Raw genomic sequence first — 13,652 nt, forward strand, 5'->3', positions numbered from 1 at the left:
GGTGAGTAAGACTTGGGGGGTGAGTTCGCGGGTGCGGGTTTGGCGGGTTGGGCGGGTGGTGGATCCGCATTCGGTGATCGGAGGGTTGCGGAAGGGGCCGGGGGATCCGGCGTATGTGTTCGACCCGGGGCGGCGGACGGTGTGGCGGGCTACGCGGACGCCTGACGGGCCGGTGCTTCTGCGACTGACGCCGTACGCCGGGGAGGTGGAGGCCGAGGCCTGGGGACCGGGAGCGTCGTGGGCGCTGGACGGGGTGCCGGAGTTGCTGGGGGAGGCGGACAGCTGGGACGGGTTCGAGCCGTTGCCGGAGCACGCGGCGTTGGTGGACGCGGCGCGCCGGTTCCCGCATCTGCGGGTGCCTCGGACGCGCGCGGTGTTCGAGGCGATGGCAGCTGCGGGGATCGAGCAGGTCGTCACGGGCAAGGAGGCGTTCCGGGGCTGGCGGCTGCTACTTCGTGAGTACGGCGAACCCGCGCCGGGCCCGAACGGTCCGGACGGACGGGTGATGATGGTGCCGCCGGCGCCGGAGGAGTGGCGACTGATCCCGTCCTGGCAGTGGTTGCGGGCCGGCGTGGAGAACCGCCGGTCGCGGGTGGTCGTGACGGCCGCGACCCGGGCCAAGGCACTGGAGCGGACGCTGGAGCTGACCGACTCGGCAGAGATCGAACGCCGGTTGCGATCGCTGCCCGGCGTCGGGGTGTGGACGGCCGCGGAGGTCCGCCAGCGGGCTCACGGTGACGCGGATGCGTTCTCGTTCGCGGACTACCACGTGTCGCGCAACGTGTCGTACGCCCTCATCGGCGAGGAGTTGGACGACGACGGCTGCGCCGAGCTGATCGAGCCGTATCGCGGTCACCGGTTCCGGGTGCAGCGGCTGCTGGAGCTGACCGGCATCACCCACCCCCGCTACGGCCCGCGCAAGTCCCTGCCCACGCACACCCCGGGCGCAACGCATCGCTTGAGGTAGCGCTGGGCACCGGGCCACCACGATGACGATCGACGGCGACGGGCTGTACCTGGTGGCCGGCCTGGCATTGCTGCTCGGCGCCGTCCTGCCCCGCCTCTTGCGCCGGTACGCCGTCTCCGCGCCGATCGGCTTCCTCGGCGCCGGCCTGCTCCTCGGTCTCGCCGTCAACCGGCAGCACCTCACCCCGCTCGCCGAACCCAAGCTCACCGAGCACCTGGCCGAGCTGACCATCCTCGTCGCGTTGATGGGCGTCGGGCTCGCGATCGACCGTCCGATCGGCTGGCGGCGCTGGAGCGTGACCTGGCGTCTCCTGTTCGTCGCCATGCCCGCCTGCATCGCCGCGGTAGCCGGCGTCGGCTGGGGGCTCGGCCTGGCTCCCGCGACCGCGCTCCTGCTGGGAGCCATCCTCGTACCGACCGACCCGGTGCTCGCCTCCGACGTCCAGGTGCAAGGCCCGACCACCGGCGAAGGCGCCGAGCCGGAGGAGGACGACGAGGTCCGCTTCGCGCTCACCTCGGAGGCCGGGCTGAACGACGGCCTGGCGTTCCCTTTCGTCTACGCCGCCATCTTCGCCGCAACCAAGGGCGCAGTCGGGGGCTGGGCCCTCGAGTGGCTCGCCTGGGACCTGATCGGCCGGACGCTGATCGGCGTCGCGGTCGGTGCCGGGGCGGGCTGGCTGCTCGGCAAGATGGCCTTCTCCGCGCCGTCCCGCGCCTTCCGGCTGGCGGATTCCCGCGAACCGGTACTGGCGCTCGCGATGACACTGGGCGTCTACGGCCTGGCCCAGGTGCTGCACGGCTACGGCTTCGTCGCGGTCTTCGTTGCGGCCCTGGCGCTGCGGGCTGCCGAGCGCAGCCACGACTTCCACGAGGAGCTGCACGGTTTCGTCGAGCAGCTCGAGCACATCCTCACCTGGGGGATCCTGCTGCTGCTCGGAGTGGCGATCACGGCCGGGTTGCTGAAGCCGTTGACGCTGACCGGCATCGGAATCGGGCTCCTGCTCGTGCTGGTGATCCGTCCGCTGATCGCCTGGGCCGCGCTGGCCGGTACGCCGATGCGCCGCTCGGAGCGGTGGGTGACGGCCGCGTTCGGCGTCCGCGGCGTCGGGTCGGTGTTCTACCTCGCGTACGCCGGTGCCGACTTCGGCACCGACCTGCCCTGGCTGTGGGCGACGGTCGGCTTCACCGTCGTCCTGAGCGTCGTCGTCCACGGGATCGCGGCGACTCCGATGATGCGAATGCTCGACGTACGCCGAGATCGGGCTGCCTGAGCGCGGCGGCGGGCGGTTCGACTCCGTGCCGGATCGCGGCGGCGGCGTGGATTCCGGCGGCGAACTCCTTCAGTCCGGTGCCGGCAGGGCTGAGACCTCGCGTCTCGGATGGTGGGAACGGAAGACACAATATGGACCCGATTGGGTAGTCTCGGGGGAGCTCATCCAGAGGGACTGAGGGAAACGGCCCGTTGAAGTCCCGGCAACCCTCCCCGTTGAGGTCCCGCTCCCGGGTTCCTTGCGGCGGACCGGTGCCAAATCCGTCCCGCGCCGAGATCCGGTCCCGGGGAAGATGAGAGGGGAACCTCACTCATGAGCCTGACCGCCGCCACCCACACGATCCGTGAAGGTGCCTTCGGCAACGGTACGCACCTGAGCTGTCGCGCCTGTGGGGCGAAGTCGCCGCTCGGTCCGTTCTACGCCTGTATGGAGTGCTTCGGTCCGCTCGAGGTCGGGTACGACTACCCGACCATCACGCGGGAGCAGATCGAGGCCGGTCCCAAGAACATCTGGCGCTATCAGCCACTGCTGCCCGTCCCGGTGGACGTCGCGAGCTTCCCGAACACCGAGCCCGGCTACACCCGGCTCATCGACGCCAAGAACCTGGCCCGTGAACTGGGCCTGCGCAAGCTCTGGGTGAAGGACGACTCGGGCAACCCGACCCACTCCTTCAAGGACCGCGTGGTCGCGTCCGCCCTGAGCGCCACCCGCGAGCTGGGCATGAAGGTCTTCGCCTGCCCCTCGACCGGCAACCTGGCCAACGCCGTCGCCGCGGCCGCCGCCCGGGCCGGCATCCGCTCGGTCGTCTTCATCCCCAAGGACCTGGAGCGACCCAAGATCATCACCACCGCCGTGTACGGCGGGACTCTGGTGGCCGTCGACGGCAACTACGACGACGTGAACAAGCTGGCCTCCGAGATCGCCGGCGAGGAGGAGGGCTGGGCGTTCGTCAACGTCAACGTCCGCCCGTACTACTCCGAAGGCTCCAAGACGCTGGCCTTCGAGATCGCCGAGCAGCTCGGCTGGCGCATCCCGCAGCAGGTGGTGATCCCGGTCGCCTCCGGCTCGCAGCTGACCAAGATCGACAAGGGCTTCACCGAGCTCGGCAAGCTCGGCCTGGTCGACGCCACCGACTACAAGGTGTACGGCGCTCAGGCCACCGGCTGCTCGCCCGTGGCGCAGGCCTTCCGGGACGGCCACGACGTGGTCAAGCCGGTCAAGCCGGACACCATCGCGAAGTCCCTGGCGATCGGCAACCCGGCCGACGGACCGTATGTGCTCGACGTCGCCCGGCGTACCGGCGGTGCGATCGAGGACGTCAGCGACGAGGAAGTCGTCGAGGGGATCCAGTTGCTCGCCCGGACCGAGGGCGTCTTCGCCGAGACCGCGGGCGGGGTGACCGTCGCGACGCTGAGGAAGCTGATCGCGACCGGGCAGCTCGACCCCGAGGCCGAGACGGTGATCATCAACTCCGGCGACGGGCTGAAGACGCTCGACGCCGTGGCCGACCGGGTCGGCCCCAAGGTGACCATTCCCGCGTCGTACGACGCCTTCGTGAAGGCAGGCCTGCAGTGAGCGTGAGCGTACGGGTCCCCACCATCCTGCGGCCCTACACCCAGGGCGTGTCCGAGGTCTCGGCCGAGGGCGGGACACTGAGCGAGGTGCTGGAGTCGCTCGACGGCTCCTACCCCGGCATCAAGGGCCGGGTGCTGGACGAGTCCGGCGAGCTGCGCCGGTTCGTGAACGTGTACGTCGACGATGACGACGTACGGTTCGCCGACGGCCTGCAGACCGCGATCAAGGACGGCGGCCAGGTCTCGATCATCCCCGCGGTCGCGGGCGGCTGATCCTGCCGGTGGTTCCGGGCGTCTTTCGTCCGGAACCACCGCTACCGTCGCCTGCATGGCGACGAAATGGACCATCGGCGGGGATGCCGCCGATCCGCAGAAGCTGGCCCGATTCTGGGCCGCGGCCCTCGGATACGTGATCGAGCCCGGATTCGACGATCCGGACGGCGCGGGGATCATCGATCCCGACGATGTCGGCCCGGCGATCGGCTTCCTCCGCGTGCCCGAGCCCAAGACCGCGAAGAACCGTCTGCACATCGACATCCGCGTGGCCGGTCCCGGCGCCCGCGACGCCGCCTCCGCGGACCGCATGCGCACGAAAGCCGCGGAGTTGGTGGCGCTGGGGGCTGTTGAGGTCCGCGAGGACTTCTACGGCCCCGAACTCGGCCACATCGTGATGCTCGATCCCGAAGGCAACGAGTTCTGCGTCGGCTGACTACGATGCTCTGGTGCGCGCTGTTGTGATCGAGGAGTACGGCGCTCTGCCCGTCGTACAAGAGGTTCCGCGGCCTGCGCCGGCGGCTGGTTCTGTTGTCCTGAAGGTGGAGGCGACCGGGCTGTGCCGCAGTGACTGGCACGGGTGGATGGGCCATGACTCCGACATCGTGCTGCCGCATGTCCCGGGCCATGAGCTGGCCGGGACCGTCGCCGCCGTCGGGGCTGGGGTCTCTGGCTGGCAGGTCGGCGATCGGGTGACGACGCCGTTCATCTGCGCCTGTGGTCAGTGCGAGCAGTGTCAGGAGGGCAACCACCAGGTCTGCCCGAACCAGCTCCAACCCGGCTTCAACTACTGGGGCTCGTTCGCGGAGTACGTCGCTGTTCCCTACGCCGAGGTCAACCTGGTCCGCCTCCCGGACGACCTGGACTTCGCCACCGCCGCGGGCCTGGGCTGCCGCTTCGCCACGTCCTTCCGCGCCATCCATCAGGTCGGCCGCGTGGCTCCGGGCGAACGCGTCACCATCTTCGGCTGCGGCGGCGTAGGCCTCTCCGCGGTGATGATCGCCGCAGCTCTCGGCGCCGAGGTGATCGCCGTCGACACGAACCCCGACGCCCTGAAGCTCGCCCGCGAGTACGGCGCTTCTCACACCATCCAGGCGTCACCGACGGTTGTCGACGAGATCCACGCCCTCGGTGGTGCCCACGTGACCATGGATGCGTTGGGCTCCAACGCCATCGTCCAACAAGCTCTGCTGGCCTTGCGTCCTCGAGGCCGCCATCTCCAGGTCGGCCTCCTCCCCTCCGGCGTACAGCTCGACGTCGGCCGGTTGATCGGCCAGGAACTCCAATGGCTGGGCAGCCACGGCATGCCCGCCCACGCCTACCCGGAAATGCTGTCGCTAGTTGCTTCAGGCAACCTAAAACCAGCCGACCTGATCACCCGCACGATCACCCTGGAAGAAACCCCCGCCGCCCTAGCCGCTTTGTCCAACGGCACCCCAGCCGGCGTCACCATCATCCAACCCACACCCCACTAACCACCCACGCGCCACGACCCCACGCGAAGGGCCGGCGCTGACCGCGCCCGCGAGACCGCGGTTGCGTAGCACGCGGGGGTGTACTACAGGCGGATCAGATACACGGTCGGGGGACGCCCGGTGCGGCCGTGTTGTTGGGTGCCGGTGGGGGCAGCCAGGCCGGCTCGTTCGAGGCGTTTGAGGACTCGGCGGGCGGTGCGGAGCTGGACGGCCAGGTGGTCGGCGACGTCTTGGGTGGTGAGGCCGTCGGGGAGGGTGGCGGTGAGTTCGCGCATGCGGGCGAGGGTCTGGGTGTTGAGGCCGACGCGGCGGGCCAGGAGGGGGAGGCTTTCGGGGCCGCGGCGGGTGGCGGGCTGGTCGCCCGAGGGCTCGATGACGATCTCGACGTCGTCGGACATCGACACGACGCCGGCGACCGCGCCGATCGACTCGGCCCGGCTGACTGCGCGGCGGGCGAGTGCTTCCGCCTCGGCCGCCGTACGTCCGACGCCGAAACCGACGTACGCCGTGCTGTGCCGGGCGGCGAGGTGGTCGAGCAAGGGCATCCGGGCGAACTGTTCGGTCGCCTGCTCGAGCAGGCCGCGGGTGGTGACGACCAGGTGCCGCCCGTCCGGCAGCGCGGCCAGGCTGCCGCCGAGCGTGATCAGATCACCGGCGAGGGCGTCGTCCGGCTCGGGCAGTGCGATCACGCCGAGCGCTACCTGCGCGTCACCGACGTGCTGCCCGGTCGTCGTCAAGACCAAGGCCTGCAACGTCGACCGGATCGAGTAACGGGAGGGCGCGAGCCGCACCGACGGCATCTCGTTCTCCAACAAATGGAACGCCGAGCCGAGGCAGCTGATCGCGACCTTGGTGTCGTGCTTGTCGCGCGCGGTCCGGTGGAACGCGACGATGTCGTCGGAGGTCAGCCCCGGCCGGTACGGCAGCACGTGGATCTGGTCGGTCGGGAGCTTGGCCTCGATCAGCGTCTCCAGCACCTCACTACGCCGCAGTGTGTCGATCGAGAACTGGGTGACGTTGTGCCCGAGCCGGAGCAGTTCGACGAGTGCGCGGAGCAGCGTGGCGCCGTCGTACGACACGTACATCGCGGGCCGGTCGATCACGCCGGCCTCGGTGGCGATCGTGTACGGCACGACCCCGGTGAACAGCAGCGCGTCGACCTTCTCGTGCGCCTGCTCGACGAGGTCGACAGCCTCGGTCTCGTGCCGGTAGGGCAGCGGGAGCAGGGTCGCGCCGCTCGGCGGACCGACCGCGATCACGCGCAGCACCAGGTCCTCCGGACCGACGACGCCGACAGTGAGCGTCATCAGGCCACCGCGCCCGGGGCTGAGCTGATCTGCACGGCACTCCTTCGACGACTTCTGGTCTGGCCCTCAACTCGCAGAATAGCGCAGCCGGCCCCGGGCACTTGACGTGCAAGGCGGCTTCTCTTAGTTTCGGTCAAGACCACAATTACCGCCACTCGAAGGCGGTCGCCAGTGTGGGTGGAGCGTCGGAGGGAGCGAGCCACCCTAACGGGCGAGATCCTCGAGGCAGCGGATGACGAGGTCGCGCTCACCAGAAGGCAGCGTCGGTCCGTAGGGGTCGTACGCGGCCTCGGCAGGGAGCAGGCCTTCCCACTCGGCTGCCCAGAGCATGCGCTGCACGTAGCCCTCGATCGGGGCGTAGAAGGTGGCGGCGGCGAACTGGTCCAGCCGTTCTGAGGCGGTCAGGAAGCCACTGTGATCCCCGGACGTCCAAGCGTCGAGTACAGCGGCAGACAGCGAGACCTGCGCCGCGGCGATCCCGACCAGGGCCGTGTCCGCGCCCCACATGAACGAAGGCCCGTACATCCGGTCCTCACCGGTGATCAGCAGCTTCCCGGTCCCACGCCCGGCCCAGATGGCGTCCTGGCACCCGATAGCCCGATCGAGCGTCGCAGTCTTCACCCCGAGCACGGCCGGAAGTGAAAGCAGGTCGCGGATCAGCGCAGGCGGGTACGGATACCCACCAGCCTCGCCATGGAGATAGAAACCCACGAGTGGCAGCCCGCTCTCCGCCGCCACCCGCTCGTGCAACGCCACCGCCTGCGCATGCCCGTCCGGCAACTCCCCGAGCGCAGCCAGCGGATAGACCATCACCGCGTCCGCTCCACCCGCAGCCGCCTCCAGAGCCATCGCTACCGTCGCGTCAGCGGCCTCCTGCAGGCTCTGCGCCGACGAGGACCGCGGTACGCCGACTCCCGCGACGATGGGCACGTCCGTGGCCTGCCGCCACGTCTCCAGCACCTTGGACCGGTCAGCCGCGGACAGGTAGAGCCCGCGCCCGGTGTGGGCCCACACTGCGACCCCACCGACGGACTCTGCCGTCAGAGCGCCGGCGTACGCGGTCAGAGCGTCGTACGCGACGACACCCTCGGAGTCCATCGGAGTGACGACCGCGGGGAGCAGTGTGCCCCGGAGTTGCTCGACGAGCGGGTGCATGAGTGACCTCTCAGACGTCGTGGCCGAGGCCTGGGCGCTTGGGTACGTCGATCCAGCCGTCGCAGTCGGCGAACACACTCGGAGCCAACGGGTCCTCGTCGACCATCAGCGGCCCGACCAGGTCGGCCGCGACGGTGGCGCCCGGTACGGCGGCCGCCAGGTGGACCGCGGCCAGGGTTGCCACCCCCAACTCCGGCATCGAGCCTATCTTCACCGCCAGCCCGGCCGCCTCGGCCACGTTGGCGATCTGGAGGGCGCGATGCAGGCCGCCGACCTTGAGGATCTTGATGTTCAGTACGTCGGCTGCCCCACGGCGAGCGATCTCGAGAGCATCATGCAGTGAGTGCATGCTCTCGTCGACCATCACCCGGACGTCGAGCCGCTCACGCAGCCGCACCAGCCCGGCCAGGTCCCAGCGCGGCAGTGGCTGCTCCAGCAGGGTCAGACCGGCTTCGGTCATCTTGGCGAGATAGGGCAGCGCTGTGGTCGCGTCGTACCCCTCGTTGGCGTCCAGGCAGAGCTCTGCGTCGGCAGGGATCGCCGCACGGACCGCACGGATCAGCTCGAGGTCCTTGGCGGGGTCCTGGCCACCTTTGACCTTCAGATGCCTGAAACCTTTACCGGCGTACTCCGCGGCCTCAAAAGCCATCTCGTCGAGGGTGCCGAGCCCGACCACCCACGTCGTCTGCACGCGCTCTCTGACACTGCCACCGAGGATCGCGTGCACAGGCCAGCCGCTCAGTCGACCGGCCAGGTCATAGAGCGCGATGTCGAGCCCGGACTTGGCTACCTGCTGACCGCGGAGCACGGTGTCCATCAGTACGTGTGCGCCGGCTCGGTCGAGCGGATCACGGCCGATCAGGGCCGGCGCCAGGTGCTCTTCGATGGCTGCGGTGACTCCGGCCAGCGTCTCGCCGGTGTACGCCGTCATCGGTGAGGTCTCGCCGATGCCGACCGCGCCGTCGGCGGTGTGGATCTCGACCACCAGGCTGACCAGCTCGGTGCTGATCCCGCTGCTGATCTGGAACGGCCGGCGGTACCGCGCACTGACCACGCGGGTCTTGATCGCGCTGATCGGACCTGCCCCGGTCCCGGCCGGCAACCCGACCGGATGCGATGCAACACTCAATTCCGGCTCCTAGGGTCGCAATCTGATCGGAAAGCATTTACGGTCAAGACCGTAAATACCGCGAGCGCTCTCTGTCAACGGAAGGTGGCACCCCCGATGCGGCTGGGTCTCTATCTGAACCTCTACGGCACCCCGGACGAGCGCCCGCGGCTGGCCGACGCGGTCGAGCAGGCGCGGCTGGCCGAGCAGGCCGGCTTCGAGTGGATCGTGCTCGGCGAGCGGCATCTGCACCGGCCCGGGTACCACGAGATCCTCACGTCGCTGACCTGGCTGGCGGCCCACACCGAGCGGATCGGCCTGGCCACCGCCGGGATCGTGGCCCCGCTGTACGACCCCGTCGTACTGGCCGAGACGCTCGCGCACATCGACGTACTGTCCGGTGGCCGGCTGATCGCGGGCTTCGTGCTCGGATACCGGCCGGAGGAGTTCGCGCTCTACGGCGTGACGCAGGCCGAGCGGGTCGCGCGGTTCGAGGAGGGCCTGGAGATCCTGACCCGGTTGTGGACCGAGGACGAGGTCACGTACGACGGCAAGTTCACCAGCATCCGCGAGGCGTTCCTGTCGCCGCGACCGGTGCAGAATCCGCGCCCGAAGCTGTGGAACGGCGGCCGCGTCTCCGCGATGCTCGAGCGGACCGCACGGATGTGCGACGGCTGGACCACGTCGTTCAACGAGCTGGACTCCGACCTCCCGGCCAAGATCGCCGAGTACCACTCCTACCCGCGCGGCGAAGGCACTCTCGGCGCCGAGGTGATCCTGTGCCGGGAGGGTTTCTGCGCGCCGACGTCGCAGGACGCGCGGCAAGCCCTGGAGGAGCCGCTGCGCGACCTGTACGACGCCTACACCGGCTGGAAACGTACGTCGGCCGACGCGAGCCGCTACACCCAGGGCTGGGACGAGATCGCCGACCGCAGCGTGATCGGGTCGAAGGCCGAGTGCGCCGAGCGGCTGACGCACTACGAGGAGATGGGTGCCGACGGCATCATTCTGCGCATCCAGCCGCCGGGCATGCCGCAGCACGACGTACTCCGCTCGATCGAGGCCTTCGGGGAGCTGGTCAACTAGCCGGCGCGCCGGCCTCCTCCGGTTGGACCGGCTCCGGCTCCGGCTCCGGAGCGGGTACGGTGGGCAGTTCCTTGACTTCGGCACCGGAGATCAGGCCGCTCATCCAGCGCGTCGATGGGTCGGCGTCCAGCAGCAACGCCTTGACCAGCAACGACAGCGGGATGGCGAGGACGGCGCCGAGCGGCCCGAGGATCCAGGCCCAGAAGACGAGCGACAGGAACGTCAGCGTGGTGGACATCCCGACCGAGTCGCCGACGACCTTCGGCTGGATGATCGACTGGATGATGAAGTTGATCACGCTGTACGACACGATCACCCAGAGCAGGGTCTCCCAGCCGCCTTCGAGCAGGCCCAGCAGCGCCGGCGGGATGACCCCGATGAAGAACCCGACGTTCGGGATGTAGTTGGTGATGAAGGCGAGCAGCCCCCACAGCCACGGCAGGGGGATGTCGAGGATGTAGAGCACGCCGACGTCGATCACGGCGACGATCAGCCCGAAGACGCTCGAGACGACGAGGTAGCGCGTCGTACCGCGGGCGAAGCCGAGCAGGGCGCCGGAGACGTCGGGCCGGATCCGTGCGGCCTCGACCAGCCGGTCGGCGAAGTGGGTCGCGTCCAGACTCATGAAGAACAGCAGCACCACCACGAAAGCGAGATTGGAGATCACCCCGAGCAGCCCGGTCAGCCAGCCCTGCAGGACGCCGAGCAACTGCCCGAAGTCGATCTTCTGCAGCGCCGACTGGATCTCGTCGGTCCCGATCCCCCGATCGGCCAGCCAGCCGCGGACGTCGTCGACGATCCCGGCGAAGTCGTCCTTGTACGTCGGCAACAGGGTCGCCAGCTTCGCGACCGCCAGGAACATCGCCGCCGCGAGCCCGAGCAGCACGACGTTCACCACGATGAGCGCGACCAGCCCAGCCACCCACTTGCGGGCGCCGCGCCGGATCAGCAGGCGGCGCAGCGGACTGACCGCGATGGTCAGGACCAGGGCGAGGAACGCGGGCCCGACGATCCCCGAGAAGGTGCGCAGGCCGGCGGCCGTGAGGACCGCGGCGCCCGTCCCGAGCAGGACGACGACGCCGCGCGGCAGCACCGGGACCGGGGCCGGCGGCTCGGCCGGTACTTCGGAGTCGGCGGCCGGCAGCGGATCATCTCGGGGTACGGAGCGGTGCCCGGTCACTGTCGTGACCTCCCTCCCGGCCGGGATCGAGGGTTCGAACATCGCTCACATCCGCTCCAGCGGCATCACTCACCCCGGATGAGACGGCGCCCGGACGTCGTCCGCCAAGGGTGAAGCGGGGCCGCCCGGCGCGCGCCTACTGTCGATGCGCAGTCGACACGCAGTCGGCGTGCACCTCAGGGGAGGGGTGGCACTGATGACCCAGGAAGACACCAACCAGCAGCAGCGGCAATCGCCGTGGGCCACGAGCGCTGTCACGTTCGCCGCGACCATGATGGTCCTGCTCGGAGTGTTCCAGGCGATCGAGGGGCTCGCCGCGATCATCGACGACCAGTACTTCGTCGTCGCCCGGGGGTACGCGTTCAACCTGGACACGTCGACCTGGGGCTGGATCCACCTGATCCTCGGACTGGCGATGCTGGCGGCGGGTATCGGCCTGTTCTACCGGACGGTCTGGGCCGGGGTGGCGACGCTGTTCCTGGCCGTGCTCAGCGCGGTCAACAACTTCTTCTTCATCCCCTACCAGCCGGTGTGGTCGCTGCTGGTGATCGGCCTCAACGTGTGGGTCATCTGGGCCTTGACGCGGCCGAGAATGATTCGCACCTGACGGTCGGCAGACGGCCAGACGATGACCGGCCAGAGCGTCGCGGACTGGTTCCTGCTGCCGGACGAGCGAGGCAATCCGTGGACCTGCATCGACCGGATGGGCGACGTGGACGGGTCGTGGGTCGAGGGCAACCTGGTCCGGCCGCTCATCGAGGGCGTGACCTACTTCCACCACCTGTACGAAGAGCTGTGTGCCCTGCGGCCCGGTGATCGGGTCTACTTCACCGACTGGCGGGGCGACGCCGACGAGAAGCTGCTCCCCGACGGACCGACGGTCGGGGCGGTACTGGCCGACCTGGCCCGGTCGGGCGTCGAGGTCCGCGCGCTGTTGTGGCGGTCGCACTCGGATCACCTGCAGTTCAACGCGCGCGAGAACCGGCGGCTCGGCACCGAGCTCAACGAAGCCGGTGCCGAGGTGTTGCTCGACCAACGGGTCCGGCGGCTCTCGTCGCACCACCAGAAGCTGTTCGTGATCCATCACCACGGCGAACCGACGCGGGACGTCGCGTTCGTCGGTGGTATCGACCTGTCACACCAGCGGCGCGACGACTCCGACCACCGCGGGGATCCGCAGCAGGCGCCGATGGATCGACGCTACGGCGATCGCACGCCCTGGCACGATGCCGCGCTCGAGCTACGCGGGCCGATCGTCGGGGACCTGCTGCGGACGTTCGTCGAACGCTGGGACGACCACCATCCGCTCGACCGGCGGACGCCGTACCGGATGATCGTGCAGCGGCTGGCCCGGATGCCGCGCCATCCGAAGTCACTGCCGGAGGCGTTCCCGGATCCGCCGCCGGCCGGTCCACACAGCGTCCAGGTGTTGCGGACCTACGCCTACAAGCATCCTGGCTACCCCTTCGCGCCAGACGGGGAGCGCAGTGTCGCCCGCGCGTACGGCAAGGCGTTCGGGCGGGCGCGGCGGCTGATCTACCTGGAGGACCAGTACCTGTGGTCCGAGCTGATCGCCCAGGGGATCCACGATGCGCTCGAACGATCTCCTGAGCTGCGCGTGATCATCGTCGTACCGCGCTATCCGGCGTCCGACGGCGTGTTCAGCGGGCCGCCCGCCAGGTTCGGTCAGCTTCGCGCGGTGCGGATGCTGCGCCGCACCGCGCCCGAGCGAGTGGCGATCTACAACCTGGAGAACGTCACCGGCACACCCGTCTACGTCCACGCCAAGATCTGCGTGGTCGACGACGTGTGGTTCACCTGCGGCTCGGACAACTTCAACCGGCGCTCGTGGACGTCCGACAGCGAGCTCACCTGCGCGGTCCTGGACACGACTCCCGACCATCGGCTGCCAGGCGATCAGGACGCCCGGCAGTTGGCCCGCGATCTGCGGCTGGACGTGTGGTCGGAGCACCTGGGGCTGTCGCGGGACGATCCGGTGCTGCTCGATCCACGGGCCGGCTTCGAGCTCTGGCGGCGTACGGCGGCGGCCCTGGACGCCTGGTACGCCGGCGGGCGGCGCGGCGAGCGACCCGCGGGTCAGATTCGCCAACACGAGCTGCAACCGCTGAGCAGATGGCAAGCTTTGTGGGCGGAGCCGCTCTACCGGATCGTCTACGACCCGGACGGAAGGCCTCGCCAGCTGCGTCGACGGGGCGAGTTCTGACCGTGCCGGGATGATGTTCAGGCAAAGGGAGGA

General features: G+C 69.5%; 13 protein-coding genes and 1 riboswitch. Of the genes, 9 read left to right on the forward strand and 4 right to left on the reverse strand.

All coding sequences use genetic code 11. From position 1 onward, the window contains the following. The first annotated feature begins 19 nt into the window (after positions 1-19). The 6 genes from AB0E63_RS07795 (at position 20) to AB0E63_RS07820 (ending at position 5,559) form a co-directional block, all read left to right on the forward strand. A complete protein-coding gene (locus AB0E63_RS07795; RefSeq protein WP_360362959.1) occupies positions 20-967 on the forward strand; it encodes a DNA-3-methyladenine glycosylase 2 family protein in 948 nt (315 codons plus the stop codon). Positions 968-989: 22 nt separating this feature from the next. Next, positions 990-2,237, forward strand: coding sequence for a cation:proton antiporter (locus AB0E63_RS07800; protein WP_360362961.1), 1,248 nt, complete (start codon positions 990-992; stop codon positions 2,235-2,237). A 158-nt stretch (positions 2,238-2,395) separates the two neighbouring features. Then, positions 2,396-2,536: riboswitch (SAM riboswitch) on the forward strand. Between the two features lie 13 nt (positions 2,537-2,549). Continuing rightward, positions 2,550-3,812: a threonine synthase gene (gene thrC / locus AB0E63_RS07805; protein WP_360362963.1), complete on the forward strand. Its 1,263-nt coding sequence runs from the start codon at positions 2,550-2,552 to the stop codon at positions 3,810-3,812. Then, positions 3,809-4,084 (forward strand): MoaD/ThiS family protein, encoded by a 276-nt coding sequence (locus tag AB0E63_RS07810; protein ID WP_360362965.1) that lies wholly within the window; start codon positions 3,809-3,811, stop codon positions 4,082-4,084. The genes thrC and AB0E63_RS07810 overlap by 4 nt, the downstream gene beginning before the upstream one ends. Positions 4,085-4,139: 55 nt before the next feature. Further along, positions 4,140-4,520 (forward strand): VOC family protein, encoded by a 381-nt coding sequence (locus AB0E63_RS07815; RefSeq protein ID WP_360362967.1) that lies wholly within the window; start codon positions 4,140-4,142, stop codon positions 4,518-4,520. Between the two features lie 13 nt (positions 4,521-4,533). Further along, on the forward strand, positions 4,534-5,559 hold the full coding sequence (locus tag AB0E63_RS07820) for a zinc-dependent alcohol dehydrogenase family protein (RefSeq protein WP_360362968.1): 1,026 nt from the start codon (positions 4,534-4,536) through the stop codon (positions 5,557-5,559). A gap of 83 nt (positions 5,560-5,642) precedes the next feature. On the opposite strand, the gene AB0E63_RS07825 is transcribed toward AB0E63_RS07820, so the two are convergent. The 3 genes from AB0E63_RS07825 to AB0E63_RS07835 all read right to left on the reverse strand — a co-directional run bounded on the left by AB0E63_RS07825 (position 5,643) and on the right by AB0E63_RS07835 (position 9,150). Continuing rightward, positions 5,643-6,866 (reverse strand): hypothetical protein, encoded by a 1,224-nt coding sequence (locus AB0E63_RS07825; RefSeq protein WP_360362970.1) that lies wholly within the window; start codon positions 6,864-6,866, stop codon positions 5,643-5,645. A 204-nt stretch (positions 6,867-7,070) separates the two neighbouring features. Beyond that, positions 7,071-8,021: a dihydrodipicolinate synthase family protein gene (locus tag AB0E63_RS07830; protein ID WP_360362972.1), complete on the reverse strand. Its 951-nt coding sequence runs from the start codon at positions 8,019-8,021 to the stop codon at positions 7,071-7,073. Positions 8,022-8,031: 10 nt separating this feature from the next. Beyond that, positions 8,032-9,150, reverse strand: coding sequence for a dipeptide epimerase (locus AB0E63_RS07835; RefSeq protein WP_360362974.1), 1,119 nt, complete (start codon positions 9,148-9,150; stop codon positions 8,032-8,034). A gap of 96 nt (positions 9,151-9,246) precedes the next feature. On the opposite strand from AB0E63_RS07835, the gene AB0E63_RS07840 reads away from it, so the two are divergent. Then, complete coding sequence (locus tag AB0E63_RS07840) at positions 9,247-10,215, forward strand: LLM class flavin-dependent oxidoreductase (RefSeq protein WP_360362976.1); 969 nt, start codon at positions 9,247-9,249, stop codon at positions 10,213-10,215. Here AB0E63_RS07840 and AB0E63_RS07845 read toward each other — a convergent pair. Next, positions 10,208-11,437, reverse strand: a complete 1,230-nt coding sequence (locus tag AB0E63_RS07845; protein WP_360362977.1) for an AI-2E family transporter — start codon at positions 11,435-11,437, stop codon at positions 10,208-10,210. The genes AB0E63_RS07840 and AB0E63_RS07845 overlap by 8 nt on opposite strands. A gap of 154 nt (positions 11,438-11,591) precedes the next feature. Between AB0E63_RS07845 and AB0E63_RS07850 the strand changes: the two genes are divergently transcribed. Then, positions 11,592-12,002, forward strand: coding sequence for a hypothetical protein (locus AB0E63_RS07850; RefSeq protein WP_360362979.1), 411 nt, complete (start codon positions 11,592-11,594; stop codon positions 12,000-12,002). Positions 12,003-12,023: 21 nt separating this feature from the next. Beyond that, the gene (locus AB0E63_RS07855) at positions 12,024-13,619 is read left to right on the forward strand and encodes a phospholipase D-like domain-containing protein (RefSeq protein WP_360362981.1); all 1,596 of its coding nucleotides are present in this window, start codon (positions 12,024-12,026) and stop codon (positions 13,617-13,619) included. Positions 13,620-13,652 lie beyond the last annotated feature (33 nt).

Origin of the sequence: Kribbella sp. NPDC026596 (assembly GCF_040638415.1) — a bacterium.
In the GTDB taxonomy this organism is placed as follows: Bacteria; Actinomycetota; Actinomycetes; order Propionibacteriales; family Kribbellaceae; genus Kribbella.